Source organism: Microbacterium sp. 1154, assembly GCF_031455375.1.
Lineage (GTDB): Bacteria > Actinomycetota > Actinomycetes > Actinomycetales > Microbacteriaceae > Microbacterium.
This window is the reverse complement of the sequence record NZ_JAVDSN010000001.1, coordinates 1,627,325-1,649,116: the sequence shown is the minus strand read 5'-3', so window position 1 is coordinate 1,649,116 and position 21,792 is coordinate 1,627,325. Positions and strand designations below refer to the sequence as shown.

Below are 21,792 nucleotides of genomic sequence, written 5' to 3'. Positions count from 1 at the left end.
ACGCCGCCCGCACCGTACGGTGCCTGAACCGGGGCCGAGAGGCTGCTGTGGTAGGTTCGGCGCCATGCGCGCTCACACATCCTGGTGGCCCACCGTCTAGGCGGTGCGCACGCATGCAACAGACCGCCCTCCCCCTGGGGAACCCGGGCGGTCTTCGTGTTTTCGGCGGCCGCGACGGATCCTCGATCAGCACAGACGGAAAGACTTCTCGATGACCGGGCTCGACCCCTCCACCCTGCTCACGGACCTCGCCGCAGGCTCCGCTCCCTTCGCTCTCATCGCCCGCGACGGGGCGACCGTCGAAGTCCTCACGGGAGACGTCGTCGACGTGGAGCTCCTGGCCGACATCCCCCTGACGGATGCCGAGGGCGTCGCCCGCGAGGTGCTCGCCCTCGTGCCGTACCGACAGGTGCGCGAGCGCGGCTTCGTCTGCCACGACGACGGGGCGCCGTTGCGCTGCCTGGTGATCGGCGAGCGCGTCTCGGTGCCGCGGGCGGAGGCCCTGGCATCCCTCCCCTCCTCCCCCGTGCCTCTCGCGGACGCCGGCTTCGACATCTCCGACGAGGACTACGCCGCCATCGTGCGCCGCGTCATCGCCGAGGAGATCGGGCGCGGCGAGGGCGCGAACTTCGTGATCCGTCGCGACTTCGTCGCGGGTGTCGACGTCGACCCGCGGATCGCCGCGCTCACCTGGTTCCGGGCGCTGCTCGAGCACGAGAAGGGCGCCTATTGGACCTTCGCCGTGGTCACCGCCGATCACATCGCGGTGGGCGCGAGCCCCGAGGCGCACGTGAGCGCCCAGGACGGCATCGTCACGATGAACCCCATCTCGGGAACCTTCCGGCACCCGGCGGGCGGGGCGACCGCAGACACGCTCGCCGATTTCCTGCGTTCGACCAAAGAGACCGAGGAGCTCTTCATGGTCGTCGACGAGGAGCTCAAGATGATGAGCGCGGTCTGCAGCGACGGCGGCCGCATCACCGGCCCGCACCTCAAAGAGATGTCGCGCCTGACGCACACCGAGTACATGCTGCGCGGCTCGAGCGATCTCGACCCCCGCGACATCCTGCGCGAGACGATGTTCGCCCCCACGGTCACCGGCTCCCCCATGCAGAACGCGTGCACGGTGATCGCTCGGCACGAGACCGTTCCGCGCGGCTACTACTCCGGCGTCGCGGCCCTGTTCACCCCGAACGGCTCGACCGAGGGCCCCACGCACGACCTCGACGCGCCGATCCTCATCCGCACGGCCTACCTGGTCGACGGGCGTCTGCGGGTCCCGGTCGGGGCGACGCTCGTGCGCCACTCCGACCCCGACGGCGAGGTGGGCGAGACCCACGGCAAGGCCGCCGGGGTGCTCGGCGCCATCGGCGCGATCCCCCGTGACGTGCCCGCCGCTGTCGAGGGGGCGGATGCCGATGCCCCCGCCACCCCGCGACGACCGCTCGCCGAGGATCCCGCGATCGCGGAGCTGCTGGCATCCCGCAACGATCGCCTGGCGCCCTTCTGGATGAACCCGCAGGACCCCGACGGATCGGGACCCTTCGCCGGCCGGACGGCGCTCGTCGTGGATGCCGAGGACCGCTTCACCACGATGCTCGCGCACCAGCTTCGCCACCTTGGCCTCGACACCCGGATCGTGCACTGGTCCGAGGCGTCGGACGACGAGATCGACGCGGCAGACCTGGTCGTCTCGGGTCCCGGCCCCGGTGACCCGCGCGACGACAGCCCGCGCATGAGCGCGATGCGCCACGTCGTCGGACGCCGCACCGCGCGTCGCGATCCGCTGCTCGCCGTGTGCCTGAGCCACCAGATCCTGGCCGACTCCCTCGGCATCGAGCTCATGCCGCTGGACCGGCCCCACCAGGGCCTGCAGAAGAGCGTGGACGTGTTCGGGGAGGACGCCTCGATCGGGTTCTACAACACGTTCACCGCGCGCGTGAACCCGGGCGACCGCCGCGGGATCTCCTACGGCGGGGATGCGCCGGTCGCCGACCTCGAGATCGACGTCGCCGCGGATCCGACGACCGGCGACGTCTACGCCCTCCGCGGACCCGCCTTCGCGAGCGTGCAGGGGCACCTCGAGTCGATCCTGTCGCGCGACGGCATGCGGACTCTCGAGCGCCTGATCGCGCACGCGATCTGACGGCGGTCCCAGTCTCTTCCGCGGAGGGGGCTGAGCACGCCGAGCCCCCGGGTCGCGGCTACAGCAGCTGCACCGGGTTGAAGATGTCGGCGAGGAACAGCACGCCACCCGTCGCCACCAGCAGGATCACGACGACGAAGGTCACGGGCACGAGCTTCGTGGCATCCACGGGGCGGGCGACCTTGCCGCGCAGGCGCGCGATCTGACGCTTGATGCCGTCCCACAGCGCGACGACCACGTGACCGCCGTCGAGCGGCAGCAGCGGGATGAGGTTGAAGACGAACAGCGCGATGTTCAGGCCGCCCAGCAGCGTGATCATCGTCTGCACGCGGTCGAGGATCGGCGCGTCGACCGCGGCGATGTCGCCGGCGAGACGGCCGGCGCCGACCACGCTCATGGGACTGTTCGCGTCACGCGGCTGGCCGCTCAACGTGTCGACGGCGACGTCGTAGATCCGCACGGGGAACTGCGACACGATCTGCGCGACCGAGCCGATGTACTGCCCCGTCGCCGCAAGGCTGGTACCGATCGGCTGACGGACCAGGGCGCTCTGCGGGCTGATGCCCGCGAATCCGACGGTCTGATACTCCGTGGCGCCAGAGGCGTCCACCACGGGACGACCGTTCGCGTCGGTGACCGCGCGGTCGGTCGTCGCGGGCGTGAAGTCCACGGTGCGCTGCGCGCCGTCGCGGTCGATGACGACCGAGAGCTGCTGACCGGGCGAGCGCTGGATGATCGCGGCGGCCTCCGCGAACGTCGAGACGGGGGTGCCGTCGATCGAGACGAATCGATCACCGGGCTGGATGCCGGCGGCGGCCGCCGGAGCGACGGGATCGCTGGAGGTGCAGTCGGTGCGGCCCTCGCTCGCCGGGATGACGCACTGCGACACCGAGGCGACGGTCGTGGTGCCCTGCTGGATGCCGATGCCGCTCAGCGCGATTGTGAAAAGCACCACCGCGAGCACGAGGTTCATGATCGGGCCGCCGAGCATGACGATGATGCGCTTGTACACCGGCAGCTTGTAGAAGACCCGATCGTCGGCGGCGATCAGCGTCTCGGCGTTCGCGTCACGGGCGTCCTGGACCATCGTCGCGAAGAAGCGCGAGCGTTTGGTGCCGGGCTTGGCGTCCTCGGGTGCGGGCGGGTACATACCGGCCATCGAGATGAAGCCGCCGAGGGGCAGCACCTTCAGGCCGTACTCGGTCTCACCGATCCGCTTCGACCACAGCGTCGGTCCGAAACCGATCATGTACTGGCCGACGCGCACGCCGAAGAGCTTGGCGGGCAGCAGGTGCCCGACCTCGTGCAGCGCGATCGAGACGGCCAGGCCGAGCACGAGCACGATGACGCCGATGAGGAACGCGATCGCAGTCACCCGCTGACGATACCGCCGCCCGCCTTTGAACCGCCCGTGCGGCGACGATGCGGTGCCTGTGCGACGCCGGATGAGAGAATGGGCTCGATGTCCTCCGCCGCTGCCTCGAACCTGCCGCCCGTCCTCCGCCCGGAGAACCCGCCGCGCCGCGACCTCGCCGAACTCGCCCGACGCTACGGCGTCCGCACCGTGGGCGACGTCGACGGGACCACCCTCACCGGCATCACGCTGGCCACCGCCGATCTGCGCGCGGGCGAGGCCTTCGTCGCCATCCGCGGGGTGAACCGCCACGGGGCGGAATTCGCCCCCACCGCCGCCGAACGCGGGGCCGTCGCGGTCATCACCGACGACGCGGGTGCCGAGATCGCCGGCCCCGCGGGCCTCCCGATCGTCGTCGTCGAAGACCCCCGCGCTCTTCTCGGCGATCTGTCGGCGTGGGTGTACGGCACCGGGCCCGACGACGCGCTCCCCCAGCTGCTGGCGACCACGGGCACCAACGGCAAGACGAGCGTCTCGCACCTGCTCGAGGGGATCCTCGGCCAGCTCGGCGTCGTCACCGGCCTGTCCTCGACCGCCGAGCGTCACATCGCGGGCGAGGTCATCGTCTCGCGCCTGACCACCCCCGAGGCCTCCGAGTTCCACGCCCTGCTCGCCCTCATGCGCGAGCGCGGCGTGCAGGCGGTCGCGGTCGAGGTGAGCGCGCAGGCCCTCACCCGCCACCGCGTCGACGGCCTGGTCTTCGATGTCGCGGGCTTCACGAACCTCACCCACGACCACCTCGACGACTACGCGGACATGCGCGAGTACTTCGAGGCGAAGCTCCCGCTCTTCCGCCCCGACCGCGCACGTCGCGGGGTCGTCTGCCTCGACTCCGCGTCCGGTGCCGAGATCGCCGCGCGCGCCGAGATCCCGGTCGTGACCATCGCCACTCCGGCGATCAGCGAGAACGCCGCCGCCGCGGCATCCGCCGACTGGACCGTCGAGATCGTCGACGAGCGCCAGGAAGGCACCGAGTTCACCCTCAGCGACGGCAAGGGCCGCTCCCTCACCACCGTCGTCCCCGTGATCGGTCGGCACATGGCGGCCAATGCGGGCCTGGCGATCGTCATGCTGCTCGAGACCGGGTACACCTGGGAGCACCTCTACAGCACGCTCGACGGCTCGCACATCGAGGCGTCGCTGCCCGGTCGCACCCAGCTCGTCTCGGGGGCCGACGGCCCCGCGGTCTACGTCGACTTCGGCCACTCCCCCGATGCCTTCGAGAAGACCCTCGCCGCGGTCCGACGCGTGACGCCGGGCAAGGTGGTCATGGTGTTCGGCGCCGACGGCGACCGCGACGCCACCAAGCGCCACGACATGGGCCGCACGGCCGTCGAGGGCAGCGACATCCTCGTCGTCACCGACCACCACCCGCGCCACGAGAACCCCGACACCATCCGCGAGGTGCTCGTCGAGGGGGCACGACGCGCGCGGCCCGATGCCCAGATCCTCGAATTCACCCCGCCGGAGCGCGCGATCCTCGAGGCCGTGAAGCTGGTCGGAGAGGGAGACGCGATCCTCTGGGCCGGTCCCGGTCACCAGGACTACCGCGATATCCGCGGCGTACGGACACCCTATTCGGCGCGCGAGCTGTCGCGTCGCGCGCTGCGCGCGGCGGGGTGGCCGGTACCCGACCCGCAGTGGCCGGTGCCGTACCCCGCGGACAGCACCCCGTCGTCCGATCCCGAGCGCCCGGTCGACTTCCCCGCCTGAGTCGGGCGGGCACCGCCCCGCCGGGCTTATCGCGCCGCGATGATCTCGTCCGCGGTGCGCCGCGCCCAGGCCTCGGCCTCGGCGAGCGACTCACGGGTGAGCTTCGCGGGGGGCTCGTGACGGTCGACGACGCGCTCGATGAGCTCGACGATCTCGAGGAAGCCCAACCGCCCCTCGTGGAACGCGTCGACGGCCTGCTCGTTCGCGGCGTTGAACACGGCGGGGTACGTGGCGCCCGCTCGGCCGACCTTCTTGGCGAGGGCCACCGAGCCGAACGCTTTCTCGTCCAGCGGCTCGAACGTCCACTGCGACGCGCGCGTCCAGTCGAGCGGGGCTCCGACGCCGGCGATGCGGTGCGGCCAGTCGAGACCAAGCGAGATCGGCAGGCGCATGTCGGGCGGCGACGCCTGCGCGATGGTCGAGCCGTCGACGAACTCGACCATCGAGTGAACGATCGACTGCGGGTGCACGGTCACCGCGATGCGGTCGTACGCCACGTCGAAGAGCAGGTGCGCCTCGATCACCTCGAGCCCCTTGTTGACGAGCGTCGCGGAGTTCGTCGTGACGACGCGACCCATGTCCCAGGTGGGGTGAGCAAGGGCCTCGGCGGGGGTGACGTTCTGCAGTTCGTCGCGCGCGCGTCCGCGGAAGGGGCCACCGGATGCCGTGAGCACAAGCCGACGCACCTCGCCGGCGTGACCGGAGCGCAGCGCCTGGGCGATCGCGGAGTGCTCGGAGTCGACCGGAACGATCTGTCCCGGAGCCGCGAGAGCGGTGACGAGCTCGCCGCCGACGATCAACGACTCCTTGTTGGCGAGGGCGAGGGTGCGCCCGGCCTCGAGAGCGGCGAGGGTGGGGCCGAGCCCCACCGACCCGGTGATGCCGTTGAGCACCACGTCGGCCTCGATGTGGCGGACGAGCTGCTCGGCCTCCACGGCGCCCAGGGCCGTGTGCTCGACCCCGAACGCCGCTGCCTGCGCCTCGACTCCGGCCCGGTCGGTGCCGGCGGCGAGGCCGACGACCTCGAAGCGGTCGGCGTTGTTCGCGATGACGTCGAGCGCCTGCGTCCCGATCGAACCGGTGGAACCGAGGATGAGGACGCGGCGCATGTCCTCAGCCTAGTTAGCCCGCCATGTTGGCGTGCTGCACTCCCAGGATGTCGACGACGAAGAACAGGGTCGAGTTGGCCGGGATGTCTCCCTGCGCCTTGTCGCCGTAGCCCGCCGCGGGCGGGATCACGACGACGACCTGCGAACCAACCGTCTGTCCCTCGAGGGCCTGACGGAAGCCGTCGACGACCTGGTCGGTCTGGAACTGCGCCGGGGTGCCGCGCTGCCAGCTCGAGTCGAAGACCTGCCCGCTGTCGTAGAGCGCGCCGGTGTACTGCACGATGACCTGGTCGCCGGCGTTCACCGTCTCACCCGCACCCTGCCGCAGGTTCTCGATCCGCACCTCGGTGGGTGCCGGAGCGGTCGGCTGGGGCAGCATCTGCTTGCCGTCGGCGTTCGTCGTCGTGGTGGGAGCGCCGTTGTCGTCGAAGGTCACCGTCGGCATGCCGTCGACGGGAGCGACCTCGGTGCCCTCGGCGCGCGTCGGCAGCTCCGAGATGGCGTCGGCGACGAGAACGAAGGCGGGCGAGCCCTCGCCGAGCGTGCCGGCGGGGAACGACGACACGGTGCGCGACCCGATGGGCGCGCACTCGAGGGCGGCACCGAAGATCTGCTGCGACGAGACGAGCGTGTCCATGCCGGCCGGCTCGGTGTCGAGCGTCTGCAGCTGCACGGCGCCCGAGGCGGTGTCGATCAGCGTGAAGTTGGCCTTCAAGACGTCGCCCGCCTTGATCTGCTGTCCGGTGCCCTCGACAAGCGTGGTGCGCTGCAGAGCAGAGGGGGTGTAGCCGTCGGGAAGAGTGACGTTGACCTTGCCCTGGAAATCGCCCGAGACGACGAGACCGTCGGGAGCGGGCGCGTCGGCGAGCGCGCTCTGGCACTGGCCGGCGTCGGCCGAGCCGCTCGCGTCGGGCGTCGACGCCTGGTCGGGCGAGCCGGAGCATCCCGCCAGCAGCAGGGCCGCGGCGGCGACGGCGGACAGGGAAGCGATCGGGCGGAAGCGCACGGGTGACCTCTCGAGCGAAGACGGGGAAACCCCATCCTCGCGCATCCGGCTTTGCCGCGGCTGGGAGGCCGGTGCACACGTGCCCGGCCCGCGCGCGTCCACGCACACGCGCGCACCATGCGCGCCCGGGCATGCGGCGGCGAGTAGCCTCGTCGAGTGAGTTCCGACCTGCCCGCCGAGACCCCCGCGCCCGTGCCGGAGCAGATGGGCGCGACCTATCGCCTCGGACGTTTCCTCATCGCCCCGCTGGCGCGCGCCGTCTACCGCCCGCGCATCGAGGGGCGCGAGAACGTTCCGCGCACCGGTCCCGTCATCTTCGCGAGCAACCACCTGTCGTTCATCGACTCGATCGCCATCCCGGTCGCCGCTCCCCGCCCCGTGCACTTCATGGCGAAGTCGGCGTACTTCGAGAAGTGGGCGTCGCGCCAATTCTTCACCGCGATCGGTGCCATCCCCGTCGAGCGCGGCGCGGGCCAGAAGGCCCTGGATGCCCTGGATCAGCAGCGCGCCCTTCTCGAGGACGGTCGCGCGGTCGCGCTCTACCCCGAGGGCACGCGCTCGCTCGACGGCCGCCTGTACAAGGGTCGCACCGGTGTCGCCTTCCTCGCTCTGCAGACCGGCGCCCCGGTGGTTCCCGTGGGACTCATCGGCACCGACAAGGTCATGCCCGTCGGCGCGAAGATCCCGACGACCACGGAGCGCATCACCGTGCGTTTCGGCACTCCGCTCGATCTTTCGCCGCACGGCGCGGCCTCGTCGGGTCGCGCGCGCCGCGGTGCCACCGACGAGATCATGGCCGCGATCCACGCCCTGAGCGAGCAGGAGCTCGCGAACGCCTACAACGAGGCCCCGGCGCAGAACCCGATCGAGCGCATCAAGCAGGTGCTCCCGCACGAGCGCCTCTGAGGCCCGACCCTACGTGTCGTTTCCTCCTTGACGTGACGGCGGCCGGCGAGCAGGGTCGAAACCGACGGCCCGGACCGTCGTCGCCACAACGAGGAGGCACCGTGAAGAAGTTCGTCAACGACCCCGCCGACGTCCTGGCCGAAGCCCTCCGAGGCATCCGCGCATCCCATCCCGACCTCCGAGTGGATGCCGAGAACCGCGTCATCCTGCGGGCGGAGCCGACGCGCGAGGGCAAGGTGGCGTTGGTGTCGGGCGGCGGTTCGGGACACGAGCCGCTGCACGGCGGGTTCGTCGGGCGCGGAATGCTCGATGCGGCGGCCGCGGGCGAGGTGTTCACCTCCCCCACCCCCGACCAGGTGCTGGCCGCCACGCAGGCGGTCGATGCGGGTGCGGGTGTGCTGCACATCGTGAAGAACTACACCGGCGACGTGCTGAACTTCGAGATGGCCGCTGAGCTCGCCGAAGCCGAGGGCGTGCGGGTCGAGTCGGTCGTCGTCGCCGACGACGTCGCCGTGACGGACTCCACCTGGACCGCGGGTCGCCGCGGCACCGGCACCACGGTCATCCTCGAGAAGGTCGTCGGCGCTCTCGCCGAAGAGGGAGCCGACCTCGCGACGGTCGCCGACTTCGCCCGCCGCGTCTCGTCCGCCGGCCGGTCGATGGGCGTGGCCCTCACGAGTTGCACCGTCCCCGCCGCGGGCCGCCCCACCTTCGAGCTCCCCGACGACGAGATGGAGGTCGGTGTCGGCATCCACGGAGAACCCGGGCGCTCGCGCGTCAAGCTGGCGTCCGCTCGAGAGATCGCCGAGCTCATGGTCGATCCGATCGTGCGCGATTTCGGCGGGCCCGTCGGACCGGCGATCGTGCTGCTGTCGGGCCTTGGCGGCACCCCGCTCATCGAGCAGTACCTGTTGTACGGCGAGATCGCCCCGCTCCTCGCCGCGGCCGGTGTCGACGCGCAGCGCGTGCTGATCGGCGACTACATCACCAGCCTCGACATGGCCGGGGCGTCGCTGACCGTGGTGAAGGCCGACGACGAGATGCTGCGCCTGTGGGATGCCCCCGTCGTGACGCCGGGGCTCCGGTGGGGCGCATGAGCGGCTCCGTCTCGACCGACGACCTGCGCGAGTGGATGCGCGCGTTCCGCGACGCCGTGCACGAGCACAAGGACGAGCTCACGCGTCTCGACTCCGAGATCGGCGACGCCGACCACGGCTCGAACATGGCCCGCGGCCTCGACGCGGTGATCGCCAAGCTCGACCCCGTTCCGGCCACCCCGGCCGAGCTGGTCAAGACGGTCGGCATGACTCTCGTCTCGTCGGTCGGCGGCGCCAGCGGCCCGCTCTACGGCACACTATTCCTCCGCATGGGCCCCGTCCTCGGAACGGGAGGAGAAGTGGATGCCGACACCCTCGGCGCCGCCCTCCGCGCCGGCGTCGACGGGGTCATCGCCCGGGGGAAGGCCGAACCGGGCGACAAGACGATGATCGACGCCCTCTCCCCCGCCCTCGACGCGTGGGATGCCGCAGCTGCCGACGGCCCCGCCTCGGCCGCCCGCGCGGCGGCCGAGGCTGCGGCCCGCGGACGCGACGCGACCGAGCCGCTCGTGGCGCGCAAGGGTCGAGCGAGCTATCTGGGCGAGCGCAGCGCGGGCCACCTCGACCCGGGCGCGACCTCCGCGACCCTCCTTCTCGAGGCCCTGCGCGACACGCTGGCGGCCGGCGAGTGATCGGGCTCGTCGCCGTCTCGCACTCGCGCGCCCTCGCTGAGGCCGCGGTGCACCTCGCGCTGCAGATGGGTGGGGACGCCCCGCCGAGGGTCCGCGTCGCCGCCGGCGGTCCGGACGACGACCTCGGGACGGATGCCGTGGCCATCGCCGCCGCGATCGACGACGCCGACTCCGGCGACGGGGTTCTCGTGCTGATGGACCTCGGCTCCGCGATCCTGAGCACCGAGACGGCTCTCGAGTTCGTCGCGCAGCCCGAGCGCGTCCGACTGAGTCCTGCCCCCTTCGTGGAGGGACTCGTGGCCGCCGTGGTGACCGCCGCGGGCGGGGGCGACCTCGAGACCGTGGCCCGCGAATGCGCCACGGCCGCGGACGCCAAGGCGCGGCACCTGGGCGCAGACGTCGGGGGGCCGGCATCCGGCGCTTTCTCCGACAGCGGCGACCGCGGCGACGAGGGGGCGCTGTCGTTCGAGGCCGTCGTCACCGCACCCTCCGGGCTGCACGCGCGGCCGGCCGCCGTCTTCGTCAAGGCCGCCTCCCGTCACGATGCCGAGGTGCGCATCGCCGATCTCGAGACGGGCGCCGACGAGGTGTCGGGACGGAGCCTGCTCGCGGTGATGGCGCTGGGCATCCGGCAGGGGTCTCGGGTGCGCGTGAGCGCGTCGGGGCCCCAGGCCGAGGCCGCGCTGGAAGAGCTCAGGGAGCTGTTCGCCGACGGGTTCGGCGAGGGCTGACCGGGCCCGCGCCGTCCCCTCAGCGCGTGACGCTGAGCAGGCGCCGGGCGAGGGACTCCTCGACGACCAGCTCGGTGACGAGGTCCGCGGCGAGCGCTCCGCGCAGTCCGTCCAGCTTCGACAGACTCGACACCACGCAGAAACGACGCGGGATGCGGCGGACCGTGTCGAGGTCGGGGCCGCTGGAGCGGGCGTTGAGCTCCGGGATGTCGCTCGACCCGTCGGCGCGGTAGAACACGGTGGCGCAGTCGCCGACCACGCCTTCGCGCTCGATGACCGCGCGGTCGCGCTCGTCGAAGTAGTCCCCGCTGTACACGTGCGAGGGCACGTCGGCGTGCGGGGAGCCGAGACCGAACACGAACAGGCCCACGCGCTGCTGGATCTCGAGCACGGAGCGCACCGAGCGCTCCCGCCACATGGCCTGTTTCGTGTGGGGATCGTCGAACAGGGCGGGCACCGGGAATTGGTGCACCGACGACGACCAGGCGGCGCCGAGCTTCGACAGGATCTCGCCCGCGTACGGGATGCCGGAGGTGCGGACGTTGGCCGCCCCGTTCATCTGGACGATGTGGGTGTCGTGCACGTCTTTCTGCGGGACGTGTCGAGCGACGGCCGAGAGGGTGGACCCCCAGGCGACGCCGACCGTCATCGACGATTCGACGCGCTCGGCGAGGATGCGCGCCGCGGTCAGCGCCGTGCGCTCGAGCCGCTCGGCCTCCGAGGTGCGCGCCGGGGTGGGCACGACGTGCGCGGTGATGCCGAAGCGATCGGCGATCCGCTGGGCCATCTGGCCACGGGCGTCGTCGGGCGGGCTGATCGAGATCGTCACGAGTCCCACGTCGCGAGCGTGCTGCAACAGGCGCGACACCGAGGAGCGGGACACCCGCATCTCGTGGGCGATGGCATCCATCGTGAGGTCCTGCATGTAGTAGAGCTGTGCCGCGCGCAGGGCGTCGCGGGATCGCTCCTCGGCCTGCATCACCACCGTCCGGGTACCTTCATGAACACCATTCTGCACGTTTGTTCAAGGGGCTTGCAACAACGTGCAGACAGGCGCATTGTGATCGTCGTACCAACAACGAAAGGTCGCAGTCGACATGTCGTCCCCCGCAACTCCGCTCCGCGCCGACGTCCAGGCGCTCCGCGACGCCGAAGACCTCGACGTCCTCATCATCGGTGGGGGCATCAACGGCCTCGCCACCCTCCGCGACCTCGCCCTGCAGGGCGTGAGCGTCGCTCTCGTCGAGCGGGGCGACTTCGTCTCCGGCGCGTCCTCGGCCTCGAGCCACATGGTCCACGGCGGCATCCGCTACCTCGAGAACGGCGAATTCCGTCTCGTGAAAGAAGCGGTCACCGAGCGCAACGACCTGCTCAAGACGGCCCCCCACTACGTCAAGCCGCTCGAGACAACGATCCCGATCTACAAGACGTTCTCGGGCATCCTCTCCGCACCCTTCCGGCTGCTCGTGACGCACGGTCGCGGCAAGCCCAACGAGCGCGGCGCGCTGCTGATCAAGGTTGGCCTGATCATGTACGACACCTTCTCGCGCGACGGCGGCTCGGTGCCCCGCCACAAGTTCCTGGGCAAGAAGAAGTCGCTTTCCGAGCTCCCCAAGCTCAACCCCGACCTCGCCTACACCGCCACGTACTTCGACGCGTCGATGCACGACCCCGAGCGCATCGCCCTCGACGTGCTGCGCGACGGCATCGAGGCGGGCGCCGGTCGGACGCAGGCCGTCAACTACGTATCGGCCGTCGGCGCCGACGAGAACGGCGTGCGCGTGCGCGACGAGGTCTCCGGTGAGGAGTTCAGCGTCAAGGCGAAGGTCGTCCTCAACACGGCCGGCCCCTGGACCGACCTGGCGAACAAGGCGATGGGTCTGGACACGACGTTCATGGGCGGCACCAAGGGCTCGCACATCGTGCTCGACAACCCCGAGCTGCTCGCCGCGACCGGCGGCCGCGAGATCTTCTTCGAGCACTCCGACGGCCGCATCGTGCTGATCTACCCCCTCAAGGACCGCGTCCTCGTCGGCACCACCGACATCGACGCCGACCCCGCACAGCCCGTCGTGTGCACCGACGACGAGATCGAGTACTTCTTCGACCTCATCGGCCACGTGTTCCCCACCATCGGCGTGGACCGGTCGCAGATCGTCTACACGTTCTCGGGCATCCGCCCCTTGCCCCGCCACGACGACACCGCGCCCGGCTTCGTGTCGCGCGATTACCGCATCGTCGAAGACGAGATCGCGGGGGTTCCGGCCATGAGCCTCGTCGGCGGGAAGTGGACCACGTTCCGCGCCCTGGCCGAGCACCTCAGCATGAAGACGCTGCAGAAGCTGCGCCGACCCCACCGCGTCAGCACCCAGGGCCTGCCCATCGGCGGCGGCGCGGGCTTCCCCGCCACCCCCGAGCAACGTCGCCGCTGGGTCGCTGCACGCACGAATGCGCACTCCGCCGAGCTCGTCGAGGCCATGCTCGAGCGCTACGGCACCCGGGCCGACGCGATCCTGGCCGCCCTTCCGGCCGAGCCCACTCCGGTCCCCGACGCCGCCGGGTACTACCGCGAAGAGCTCGCCTTCATCGCGAAGAACGAGCAGGTCGTGCACCTGATCGACGTGCTGCTGCGCCGCACGCACCTCGCCTTCGTCGGTGGCATGACCGAGCGCACGCTGCGGGAGGTCGCCGAGGCGGTCGCCGAGCCGCTCGGGTGGGACTCCACCCGCGTGGACGAAGAAGTGGCCCGTACGACGGAGATCCTGCGCTCCGCTCACCGGGTCGATCTGGCACAGGCCGGGGTGGCTCGAATCTGAGAGAACGTGCGGGCGCGCCACCTGTTGCGCGCCCGCACGCGCGCCGTAGGTTCGGAGCACCGAGCCGCACGACCACCCGAGCCGAAGGTGTCCGGGTGACGAAAGAAAGGTCGATGACGACATGCAAGAAGTGAACCTGGGGCTGTACTTCCTCTCGGAGGTCGTCGGCACCACGCTGCTCATCCTGTTGGGCTGTGGCGTGGTCGCCAACGTGGCCCTCGCGAAGACCAAGGGCAACGCCGGCGGCACCCTGATGGTCAACTGGGGCTGGGGCCTGGCGGTCTTCGCCGGTGTCATCGTCTCCGCCTACTCCGGCGCTCAGCTGAACCCCGCCGTCTCGATCGGTCTCCTGGTCGCCGGCAAGATCTCCTTCGTGCAGTTCCTCGTGGCGGTGGCCGCGCAGATGGTCGGCGCGATCATCGGTGCCGTCCTCGCCTGGGCGTCCTACAAGCAGCACTTCGACGACGAGCCCGACCCCGCCGCGAAGCTCGGCGTGTTCTCGACGGGTCCGGCCATCCGTTCCTACGGCTTCAACTTCCTCACCGAGGTCATCGCCACCTTCGTCCTGGTGTTCGTGATCTTCGGCTTCGCCGACTACGGCGTGGCGAGTGTCGGCGTGCCGGCCGGTATCGGCGGACTCTCCGCCGTCCCCGTGGCCCTGCTCGTTGTCGGTATCGGCGCCTCCCTCGGCGGCCCGACCGGGTACGCCATCAACCCCGCCCGCGACCTCGGCCCCCGCATCGCCCACGCGATCCTCCCGATCAAGGGCAAGGGCTCGAGCGACTGGGGCTACGCCTGGGTTCCCGTCGCCGGCCCGCTCGTCGGCGGTCTGCTCGCGGGTCTGCTGGCCCCCGTGCTCCTCGGCCTCGGCAAGTAAGACCGACCGCGGGGGCGTCGCCAGGCGCCCCCGCCCCCACCTCTCTTCCTCTTCACCCGTTACTGACACTGACAAAGGAGTCCATCCATGGCCGACTACGTCCTCGCCATCGACCAGGGCACGACCTCGACGCGCGCGATGATCTTCGACAAGTCCGGGAGCGTCGTCTCCGTCGGACAGAAGGAGCACGACCAGATCTTCCCGCGTGCGGGCTGGGTCGAGCACGACCCCGCCGAGATCTGGCGCAACACCCAGGAGGTGATCGGCCTGGCCCTCAGCCGTGCCGACATCACCCGCCACGACATCGCCGCCGTCGGCATCACCAACCAGCGCGAGACCGCGGTGGTGTGGGACAAGAACACCGGCAAGCCCGTGTACAACGCCATCGTCTGGCAGGACACGCGCACGCAGTCGATCGTCGACCGCCTCGCCGACGGCGACCCCGAGCGCTACAAGAGCATCGTGGGTCTGCCGCTGGCAACCTACTTCTCGGGCACCAAGATCGTCTGGATCCTCGAGAACGTCGACGGCGCGCGCGAGAAGGCCGAGGCCGGCGACCTCCTCTTCGGCACCACCGACACGTGGGTGCTGTGGAACCTCACCGGCGGCATCGACGGCGGCGTGCACGCGACCGACGTCACGAACGCCAGCCGCACGCTCTTCATGGACCTCGAGACCCTCTCGTGGCGTGAGGACATCCTCGCGGACTTCGGCGTCCCCGCTTCCATGCTCCCCGAGATCCGCTCCTCCTCCGAGGTCTACGGCACCGTCGAGTCGTCGTCGCTGCTGCGCGAGACCCCGATCGCCGGCATCCTGGGCGACCAGCAGGCCGCGACCTTCGGCCAGGCGGCCTTCGACCCGGGCGAGAGCAAGAACACCTACGGCACGGGAAACTTCCTCATCTTCCAGACGGGCGAGGAGATCGTCCACTCGAAGAACGGACTGCTGACCACCCTCGGCTACAAGCTGGGCGACCAGCCCGCGCGCTACGCGCTCGAGGGCTCGATCGCCGTGACCGGCTCGCTCATCCAGTGGCTGCGCGACCAGCTCGGCATCATCTCCTCGGCCCCCGAGGTCGAGAAGCTCGCCGAGAGCGTCGACGACAACGGCGGCGTGTACTTCGTTCCGGCGTTCTCTGGCCTGTTCGCCCCGTACTGGCGTCCCGACGCCCGCGGCGCGATCGTGGGCATGACCCGCTACGTCAACCGCGGTCACATCGCCCGCGCGGCTTTGGAGGCCACCGCCTTCCAGTCGCGCGAGGTGCTCGACGCCGTCAACGCCGACTCCGGCGTGGATCTCGCCGAGCTCAAGGTCGACGGCGGTATGACCGCCAACGACGCGCTCATGCAGTTCCAGGCGGACATCCTCGGCGTTCCCGTCGTGCGTCCGGTCGTCGCGGAGACCACCGCCCTCGGTGCCGCGTACGCCGCGGGCCTCGCGGTCGGCTTCTGGGACAACCTCGACGACCTGCGCGCGAACTGGCAGGAAGACAAGCGCTGGGAGCCCAACATGGACGGCGGCGAGCGCGAGCGCGAGCTGCGCCTGTGGAAGAAGGCCGTCACCAAGTCCATGGACTGGATCGACGACGACGTGCGCTGATCCCGCCCCACACGCACGAAAGCCCCGTCGGCCACGAGTCGGCGGGGCTTTCGTCGTTCGAGCCCCGTGTCGGACCCGGGTCTCCGGCCCCGACGAACGGACCGGTCACTCCTCGAGACGCCGGGTTCCCGGCATCCGGATGCCACTCCCTCAGCGCTGCGGCTTCGGATACGCCGCGCGAACGGCGTCGGACTGCAGGTAGTCCGAGACGCCGATGAGCAGGATCGCGAACAGGATCTGCTCCGTGACGACCCAGAACGGGTAGAGCCCCGGGATCGCCGCGAGGACGAGGGCGATGACGGGGAAGATCCGGCTGAACAGCTGCAGGCGGCGGAACGCCCAGTACCAGCCGGCGCGGGCGCGCCAGAGGAAGTAGAACAGGGTCGTGGTGATCGCGAGCACCACGAGGCAGCGCATCCAGACGGCGAAACCGACGTCGTCGCCGTTCGTCGTCATGACGAGGGCGACGACGACGGTGGCGACACCGAGCACGAAGCCGACCGCGAGCAGGAGCGTGATCGCACGGAAGGCCCGGTGCACCCTCGGGTCGGTGGAGACGGCGACGCGATGGTCGGCCTGGCGACCCCCGGCGAATCGGTCGAGTCGGCGCAGGGCGGATTCGAGCTGCATGCGCTCACTGTACGACGCGTCGGCATCCCTCCCGCGACGCGCAGCGTTCAGCCGACCGTGACCTCGGGTTCGTGGCGGACGGGGAAGTTGACCGAGTTGGCGATGAAGCACCACTCGCGTGCCTGTCGATGAGCGGCCCGCGCGGCCTCGACCATCGACTCCTCGGCGACGCGTACGCGGGGCCGGAGGACGACCTCGGTGAACGCTCCCCCGCTGTTGCCGTCCTCTTGCATGGTCCCGGAGGCATCGTCTTCGTAGGCGGTGACGACGACGCCGGTGGTGACGCAGGCGTGCAGGTACGACAGCAGGTGGCACTCGCTCAGCGCCGCGATGAGCAGTTCCTCGGGGTTCCATTTGGCCGGGTCGCCGCGGAAGGGTTTGTCGGCGGATGCCGCGATGGCCGGCTTCCCGTCGACCTCGAGGGTCACGGCGCGCTCGTAGTCGCGGTACCCGCTCGTACCGGTGCCCAGGTCGCCGGTCCAGGTCGAGCGCAGGCGGTAGTGGTGCTGTCCGTTCATGCTCCCAGTCTGCCCCGTCCCTTCGCGCGGAACGACCGGTCTCGGCTGCCGACGCCAGGTCTTCGCCCCCCGTGGGACCGGGGGTGGCGGGATACGATGGAGGGATGCCCGCAACACCCCCCGCCTCCGTCGAACTCGCCGTCGTCGACCGCAACGGCTTCGTCGAATCCCGTCACTACGGCGTCGCCGTGGTCCTCGCACCCGACGGCACCGAGAAGCTCACGCTCGGTGAGGCGAGTGCCCTGTTCCTCCCCCGCTCGAGCATGAAACCGCTGCAGGCTCTGGCGTGCCTGTCGGCCGGGGCCGAGCTGGCCGACGAGCGTCTCGCGATCTCGATGGCGAGCCACGCGGGCACCGAACGTCACGCCGAGGTGGCCCGCGGCATCCTGCAGTCCGCCGGCCTCACCGAAGACGACCTGGGCTGCCCCGCCGCGTGGCCGACCGACACGGCCTCGCGCGACGAGATGGTGCGCGACCACGCCGCCCCCTCGCCGCTGCGCATGAACTGCTCGGGCAAGCACGCCGCGATGCTCCTGACCTGCGTGGCCAACGGCTGGAGCACGGGCGACTATCTCGACCCGCAGCACCCGCTGCAGGCGCACATCCGAGAGGTCATCGAGCGTCTCGTGGGTGAGCGCACGACCACCACCGCGATCGACGGCTGCGGCGCGCCCGTCTACGCCATGAGCCTCGTGGGTCTCGCTCGTGCCATCCAGCGCATCGCGACGTCGTCGGAGCGTTCCCCGTTCGCCCTGCACCGTAGCGCCGGCACGCTCGTGCGCGCCGTGAAAGAGCACCCGTGGACGATCGACGGCCCCGGCCGCCCCGACACGGTCGTCATCGAGCGGCTCGGCGTCTTCTCGAAGATGGGGGCCGAGGGCGTGCAGGTCATGACCGCCCCCGACGGCACGACGGTCGCCCTCAAGATGCTCGACGGATCCAACCGCGCCGGGCACGTCGTCGCCCTCCGGCTGCTCGAGCGGGTCGGTGCGCTGACCGCGCACGAGGTCGCCGACACGGTTGCGCAGCTGTCTCTGTCGGTGCTGGGCGGCGGCCACGAGGTCGGTTCCATCCGCTCCGCGGTCTGACCCCCGGGGACCCTTCCCGTCCCTCTTCGGCGCCTGCTCAGATGCCGCCGTCGACCGAGCGCGGATGAGCGATCGGCTCGTCCGGTACGAGCACCTCGGTCTCGCGGTTCAGGCTCTCGCCGTGGAAGAACGGCTTCGACGCCGGGAACATGAACCAGAGCACCATCAGGACGACGCCGAGCGCGAGAGCCCCGATCCCGACGACGAAGGTGCCGCCGATACCCAGCAGCACGGTGTTGCCGTACTCGGGGTCGTACATGTCGATGGCCGACTGCACGAATGCGTAGGTCAGCATGAGGGCTCCGAGCAGGGGCAGGATGCCGCGGTACACGAGGCTCTTCGCCGAGGAGAACAGCTGCCGGCGGTAGTACCAGACGCACGCGTAGCCGGTCATGGCGTAGTAGAAGGCGATCGCGAGGCCGAGCGAGAGGATCGAGTCCTGCAGGATGTTGTCGCTGATGAGCGTCATGCCCACGTAGTACGCGCTCGCGACGACGCCCATCACCAGGGTCGAGAACGACGGCGTGCGATAACGGGGGTGCACGGTCTGGAAACGGTGCGGCAGGGCCTTGTACGCGGCCATGGCAAGAGTCCCGCGCGCCGTGGGCAGGATCGTCGTCTGCGTCGACGACACCGCCGAGATGAGCACCGCGACGACGAGCACCCAGCCGAACGGGCCGAAGAGATCGTCCTTGAGCGCGAGGAACACGTCGTCGGCATTCGCGGGGTTGGCCAAGCCCGCCCCGTCCTCGCCGACGCCGGCGTACATCATGGCCGCGACCGTCACCGTGACGTACGTGCCGAGCAGGATCACCGTGGTCAGCAGCGCAGCGCGGCCCGGGATGCGCTGGGGGTCCTTCGTCTCCTCGTTGAGCGCCAGACAGGTGTCCCAGCCCCAGTAGATGAAGAGGGCGAGCAGCACCGCCTCGGTGAACCCGCTCCAGTCCGTGAAGCCGAACGGGTCGAACCAGGCGAGATCGAACGGCGTCGGGTTCGGGGCGGTCCCGTCGAAGAACTTCCACAGCGCCAGCACGACGAACAGGGCGAGCACCAGGTACTGCACCGCGAGCAGGATGTTCTGGATCCGCTCACCGAGCTCCACGCCTCGGTAGCTGATGAAGGTCATCGCCGCGATGAAGGCGACACCGGTGGCGGTGACCAGCGACACGTTCTCGGCGAGGGAGCCGTCGCCGACCAGAGACCAGAGATACACCCCCGCGATCTGCGACAGGTTGGCGAGCACGACCATCCCGGCGACCGCGACGCCCCACCCGCCCATCCACCCGACCCACGGGCCGAAGGCCTTCGTCCCCCAGGTGAACGTGGTGCCGCAGTCGGGCACCTCGTTGTTCAGCTCGCGGTAGGCGAAGGCGATGAAGAGCATCGGGATGAACGCCAGGACGAACGCGATCGGCGCCGAGGCCCCCACGGCGAGTACGACGAATCCGAGGGTGGCGACGAGGGAGTACACCGGGGCGGTGGATGCCAGACCGATGACGGTCGAGCCCCAGAGGCCGAGGGTGCCGGTGGCCAGGCCCTTGCCGGCCGTCCGTTCGGGTGCGGAGGTCATATGCCGAACGTAGGATCCGCGGGTCTCCGCGGTCAAGATGAAATCAGGACGGGCGGCGGATGACGTCGAGCACGACGATCGAGATGTTGTCTCGCCCACCGTTCTCGAGCGCGGCGGCCATCATGGCCTCGACAGCCGCGGCCGGATCGGCGTTCGCCTCGAGGAAGTGACGGATGCCGAAGTCGGTGAGCTCCTTGGTCAAACCGTCGGAGCAGATGACGAAGCGGTCGCCGTCGAGCACGTCGAGGCGCAGGTAGTCGGGCTTGACGCTGTCGCTCGGGCCGACGGCGCGAGTGATGACGTTGCCGTAGGGGTGGTTCTCGGCCTCCTCGGGGCTGAGGCGCCCCGCGGCGATGAGCTCCTGCACGACCGAGTGGTCGGTGGTCACCTGGACGATCTCGCCGTCGCGAAGCAGGTATACGCGCGAGTCCCCGATGTTGAGCGTCACCCAGTGGGGCTCGTCCGTCTGCGTCTCGAGGTACACGCCCGTGAGCGTGGTCCCGGTGCCCTCGTCCGTCGTCTCGGGGTGGGCCACGATGTCCTTGACCGCGCGGGACAGGGCCTTCTCGATGTTCTTCGTCGAGACGGGACCGGTCGCCACGACTGCGCGGAGGCGGTCGACGGTGCTCGCGCTGGCGATCTCTCCGCCGAGGTGTCCGCCCATGCCGTCGGCGACGACGAACAACGGGTAATCGGCCAGGACGGCGTCCTGGTTGACCTCGCGACGACGCCCGACCTCGGTGCTCGCCGCCCAGGAAAGCTCGAGCACGGTCTCGCCGAGCGGGACGGTGCGCGTGTGGGTGGTCACCTCGGGCACGAACGATCCTCCGGTTGGCCGACTGCGCCGGCGGAACCGCACGGCCCTGTCATCTTAGTCGACGCGCACCGCCGATCCGCGGACGCGCCGCACGTGTGCATGACATCCACCTCGATCACCCCGCGGCGGGGTCGGCGGGCAGGGGCAGGATGCCGTCGATCTCGACGAGGTCCTGCGCGCTCGGCGTCCACGCCGTCGCCGCAGCCGCGTTGGCGCGGACCTGCTCGGGGCTCGTCGCCCCCGCGATCACACTCGACACGACGGGGTTGGCCAGGAACCAGGCGAACGTCGCCTCGAGCATGGTGACACCGCGCGCGTCGCAGAACGCCTGGTACCGCTCGATCGCGTCCCACGGTGCATCACGCCACAGGTGCGGCCGCTGGCGCATGATGCGGCTCCCCTCCGGCCCGCCGTCGCGCGTGAACTTGCCGGTGAGCAGTCCGTTGTGCAGGGGGAAGAAGGGCAGCAGCCCGACCCCGTAACGCTCGGCCGCGGGCAGGACCTCTCGCTCGGCGGCCCGCGCGAGCAGGCTGTACTGATTCTGCGTCGAGACGAATCGCACACCCGTCGCCGCGTGTTCGGCCTCCGCGATCTGCCATCCGGCGAAATTCGAGTGACCGACGTAGCGCACCTTGCCCTCGCGCACCAGATCGCTCAGGGCGTCGAGCGTCTCGTCGATCGGTGTCGACGGATCCGGCGTGTGCAGTTGATAGAGGTCGATCCAGTCCGTCCGCAGGCGACGCAGAGAATCCTCGACGGCACGCCGCACGTGCGTCCGCGAGCCTTTCGCCCCGCCCGAGACCGCCGGCGCGAAATCGGCGTGACCGAATTTCGTCGCGAGGACGACGCGGTCGCGGCGGCCCTCCAGGGCCTCCCCCATCAGACTCTCCGAGAGGCCGAACTCGCGGCCGTACATGTCTGCGGTGTCGAGGAAGGTCACCCCCGACTCGATGGCGGCATCGAGGACCGCGCGCGTGCCGTCGATGGTCTCGGTCGCGGTGCCCGCGCGTCCGAAATTGTTGCACCCGAGGCCCACCGCCGAGACACGGAGTCCAGAACGGCCGACGGCGCGGAGGGGAAGAGCGGGGGACGTCATCCCTCCACGCTATCGCCGGGAACGACG

At 70.4% G+C, this 21,792-nt stretch carries 19 protein-coding genes; 10 read left to right on the top strand and 9 right to left on the bottom strand.

All coding sequences use genetic code 11. From position 1 onward, the window contains the following. The first annotated feature begins 211 nt into the window (after positions 1-211). Entirely contained in the window at positions 212-2,146 is a 1,935-nt protein-coding gene (locus tag J2X55_RS07625; protein WP_309822741.1) for a chorismate-binding protein, read from the top strand. A 58-nt stretch (positions 2,147-2,204) separates the two neighbouring features. Here the strand turns inward: J2X55_RS07625 and J2X55_RS07620 are convergent, their stop codons facing one another. Next, the gene (locus J2X55_RS07620) at positions 2,205-3,521 is read right to left on the bottom strand and encodes an RIP metalloprotease (protein ID WP_115920180.1); all 1,317 of its coding nucleotides are present in this window, start codon (positions 3,519-3,521) and stop codon (positions 2,205-2,207) included. Positions 3,522-3,608: 87 nt separating this feature from the next. Here J2X55_RS07620 and J2X55_RS07615 point away from each other — a divergent pair, with 87 nt between their 5' ends. Beyond that, the gene (locus tag J2X55_RS07615) at positions 3,609-5,273 is read left to right on the top strand and encodes a Mur ligase family protein (protein WP_210111084.1); all 1,665 of its coding nucleotides are present in this window, start codon (positions 3,609-3,611) and stop codon (positions 5,271-5,273) included. Positions 5,274-5,299: 26 nt separating this feature from the next. Here J2X55_RS07615 and dxr read toward each other — a convergent pair whose 3' ends face one another. Continuing rightward, positions 5,300-6,382 (bottom strand): 1-deoxy-D-xylulose-5-phosphate reductoisomerase, encoded by a 1,083-nt coding sequence (gene dxr, locus J2X55_RS07610; protein ID WP_309822739.1) that lies wholly within the window; start codon positions 6,380-6,382, stop codon positions 5,300-5,302. A 13-nt stretch (positions 6,383-6,395) separates the two neighbouring features. Then, positions 6,396-7,388 carry an FKBP-type peptidyl-prolyl cis-trans isomerase gene (locus J2X55_RS07605; RefSeq protein ID WP_309822737.1) on the bottom strand — a complete coding sequence of 331 codons (993 nt, stop codon included), beginning with the start codon at positions 7,386-7,388 and terminating at the stop codon, positions 6,396-6,398. A gap of 204 nt (positions 7,389-7,592) precedes the next feature. Between J2X55_RS07605 and J2X55_RS07600 the strand changes: the two genes are divergently transcribed. The 4 genes from J2X55_RS07600 (at position 7,593) to dhaM (ending at position 10,754) form a co-directional block, all read left to right on the top strand. After that, positions 7,593-8,294 (top strand): lysophospholipid acyltransferase family protein, encoded by a 702-nt coding sequence (locus tag J2X55_RS07600; RefSeq protein ID WP_309823022.1) that lies wholly within the window; start codon positions 7,593-7,595, stop codon positions 8,292-8,294. Between the two features lie 101 nt (positions 8,295-8,395). Continuing rightward, complete coding sequence (gene dhaK, locus J2X55_RS07595; protein ID WP_309822736.1) at positions 8,396-9,391, top strand: dihydroxyacetone kinase subunit DhaK; 996 nt, start codon at positions 8,396-8,398, stop codon at positions 9,389-9,391. After that, positions 9,388-10,023 carry a dihydroxyacetone kinase subunit DhaL gene (gene dhaL, locus J2X55_RS07590; protein WP_309822734.1) on the top strand — a complete coding sequence of 212 codons (636 nt, stop codon included), beginning with the start codon at positions 9,388-9,390 and terminating at the stop codon, positions 10,021-10,023. Before dhaK ends, dhaL begins: the two co-directional genes overlap by 4 nt. Further along, on the top strand, positions 10,020-10,754 hold the full coding sequence (gene dhaM / locus J2X55_RS07585) for a dihydroxyacetone kinase phosphoryl donor subunit DhaM (protein WP_309822732.1): 735 nt from the start codon (positions 10,020-10,022) through the stop codon (positions 10,752-10,754). The genes dhaL and dhaM overlap by 4 nt, the downstream gene beginning before the upstream one ends. Before the next feature lie 19 nt (positions 10,755-10,773). Here the strand turns inward: dhaM and J2X55_RS07580 are convergent, their stop codons facing one another. Next, on the bottom strand, positions 10,774-11,733 hold the full coding sequence (locus tag J2X55_RS07580) for a sugar-binding transcriptional regulator (protein ID WP_115920688.1): 960 nt from the start codon (positions 11,731-11,733) through the stop codon (positions 10,774-10,776). A 118-nt stretch (positions 11,734-11,851) separates the two neighbouring features. Here J2X55_RS07580 and J2X55_RS07575 point away from each other — a divergent pair, with 118 nt between their 5' ends. From J2X55_RS07575 to glpK, 3 genes are all read left to right on the top strand, one after another. Then, a complete protein-coding gene (locus tag J2X55_RS07575; protein ID WP_309822731.1) occupies positions 11,852-13,570 on the top strand; it encodes a glycerol-3-phosphate dehydrogenase/oxidase in 1,719 nt (572 codons plus the stop codon). Positions 13,571-13,691: 121 nt separating this feature from the next. Continuing rightward, positions 13,692-14,447, top strand: coding sequence for an MIP/aquaporin family protein (locus J2X55_RS07570; RefSeq protein WP_309822729.1), 756 nt, complete (start codon positions 13,692-13,694; stop codon positions 14,445-14,447). Between the two features lie 87 nt (positions 14,448-14,534). Further along, positions 14,535-16,046: a glycerol kinase GlpK gene (gene glpK, locus J2X55_RS07565; protein WP_309822726.1), complete on the top strand. Its 1,512-nt coding sequence runs from the start codon at positions 14,535-14,537 to the stop codon at positions 16,044-16,046. Between the two features lie 150 nt (positions 16,047-16,196). Here glpK and J2X55_RS07560 read toward each other — a convergent pair whose 3' ends face one another. Beyond that, complete coding sequence (locus J2X55_RS07560) at positions 16,197-16,676, bottom strand: hypothetical protein (protein ID WP_115920162.1); 480 nt, start codon at positions 16,674-16,676, stop codon at positions 16,197-16,199. A gap of 47 nt (positions 16,677-16,723) precedes the next feature. Next, positions 16,724-17,194: an OsmC family protein gene (locus J2X55_RS07555; RefSeq protein ID WP_115920160.1), complete on the bottom strand. Its 471-nt coding sequence runs from the start codon at positions 17,192-17,194 to the stop codon at positions 16,724-16,726. Positions 17,195-17,298: 104 nt separating this feature from the next. Between J2X55_RS07555 and J2X55_RS07550 the strand changes: the two genes are divergently transcribed. Then, positions 17,299-18,282: an asparaginase gene (locus J2X55_RS07550; RefSeq protein ID WP_115920158.1), complete on the top strand. Its 984-nt coding sequence runs from the start codon at positions 17,299-17,301 to the stop codon at positions 18,280-18,282. A 37-nt stretch (positions 18,283-18,319) separates the two neighbouring features. Here the strand turns inward: J2X55_RS07550 and J2X55_RS07545 are convergent, their stop codons facing one another. The 3 genes from J2X55_RS07545 to J2X55_RS07535 all read right to left on the bottom strand — a co-directional run bounded on the left by J2X55_RS07545 (position 18,320) and on the right by J2X55_RS07535 (position 21,765). Continuing rightward, positions 18,320-19,852 carry an APC family permease gene (locus tag J2X55_RS07545; protein WP_115920156.1) on the bottom strand — a complete coding sequence of 511 codons (1,533 nt, stop codon included), beginning with the start codon at positions 19,850-19,852 and terminating at the stop codon, positions 18,320-18,322. 43 nt (positions 19,853-19,895) lie between these two features. Continuing rightward, on the bottom strand, positions 19,896-20,669 hold the full coding sequence (locus J2X55_RS07540; RefSeq protein ID WP_309822722.1) for a protein phosphatase 2C domain-containing protein: 774 nt from the start codon (positions 20,667-20,669) through the stop codon (positions 19,896-19,898). Positions 20,670-20,784: 115 nt separating this feature from the next. Beyond that, positions 20,785-21,765 (bottom strand): aldo/keto reductase, encoded by a 981-nt coding sequence (locus tag J2X55_RS07535; RefSeq protein ID WP_115920152.1) that lies wholly within the window; start codon positions 21,763-21,765, stop codon positions 20,785-20,787. Positions 21,766-21,792 lie beyond the last annotated feature (27 nt).

What these genes read in the sequence shown, in the direction of transcription:
- J2X55_RS07545 (WP_115920156.1), bottom strand. Translation starts at nt 19,852, where the DNA reads ATGACCTCCGCACCCGAACGGACGGCCGGCAAGGGCCTGGCCACCGGC.
- J2X55_RS07575 (WP_309822731.1), top strand. Translation starts at nt 11,852, where the DNA reads ATGTCGTCCCCCGCAACTCCGCTCCGCGCCGACGTCCAGGCGCTCCGC.
- J2X55_RS07615 (WP_210111084.1), top strand. Translation starts at nt 3,609, where the DNA reads ATGTCCTCCGCCGCTGCCTCGAACCTGCCGCCCGTCCTCCGCCCGGAG.
- dxr (WP_309822739.1), bottom strand. Translation starts at nt 6,382, where the DNA reads ATGCGCCGCGTCCTCATCCTCGGTTCCACCGGTTCGATCGGGACGCAG.
- J2X55_RS07535 (WP_115920152.1), bottom strand. Translation starts at nt 21,765, where the DNA reads ATGACGTCCCCCGCTCTTCCCCTCCGCGCCGTCGGCCGTTCTGGACTC.
- J2X55_RS07580 (WP_115920688.1), bottom strand. Translation starts at nt 11,733, where the DNA reads ATGCAGGCCGAGGAGCGATCCCGCGACGCCCTGCGCGCGGCACAGCTC.
- J2X55_RS07625 (WP_309822741.1), top strand. Translation starts at nt 212, where the DNA reads ATGACCGGGCTCGACCCCTCCACCCTGCTCACGGACCTCGCCGCAGGC.
- J2X55_RS07560 (WP_115920162.1), bottom strand. Translation starts at nt 16,676, where the DNA reads ATGCAGCTCGAATCCGCCCTGCGCCGACTCGACCGATTCGCCGGGGGT.
- J2X55_RS07555 (WP_115920160.1), bottom strand. Translation starts at nt 17,194, where the DNA reads ATGAACGGACAGCACCACTACCGCCTGCGCTCGACCTGGACCGGCGAC.
- J2X55_RS07570 (WP_309822729.1), top strand. Translation starts at nt 13,692, where the DNA reads ATGCAAGAAGTGAACCTGGGGCTGTACTTCCTCTCGGAGGTCGTCGGC.
- J2X55_RS07550 (WP_115920158.1), top strand. Translation starts at nt 17,299, where the DNA reads ATGCCCGCAACACCCCCCGCCTCCGTCGAACTCGCCGTCGTCGACCGC.
- dhaL (WP_309822734.1), top strand. Translation starts at nt 9,388, where the DNA reads ATGAGCGGCTCCGTCTCGACCGACGACCTGCGCGAGTGGATGCGCGCG.
- glpK (WP_309822726.1), top strand. Translation starts at nt 14,535, where the DNA reads ATGGCCGACTACGTCCTCGCCATCGACCAGGGCACGACCTCGACGCGC.
- J2X55_RS07600 (WP_309823022.1), top strand. Translation starts at nt 7,593, where the DNA reads ATGGGCGCGACCTATCGCCTCGGACGTTTCCTCATCGCCCCGCTGGCG.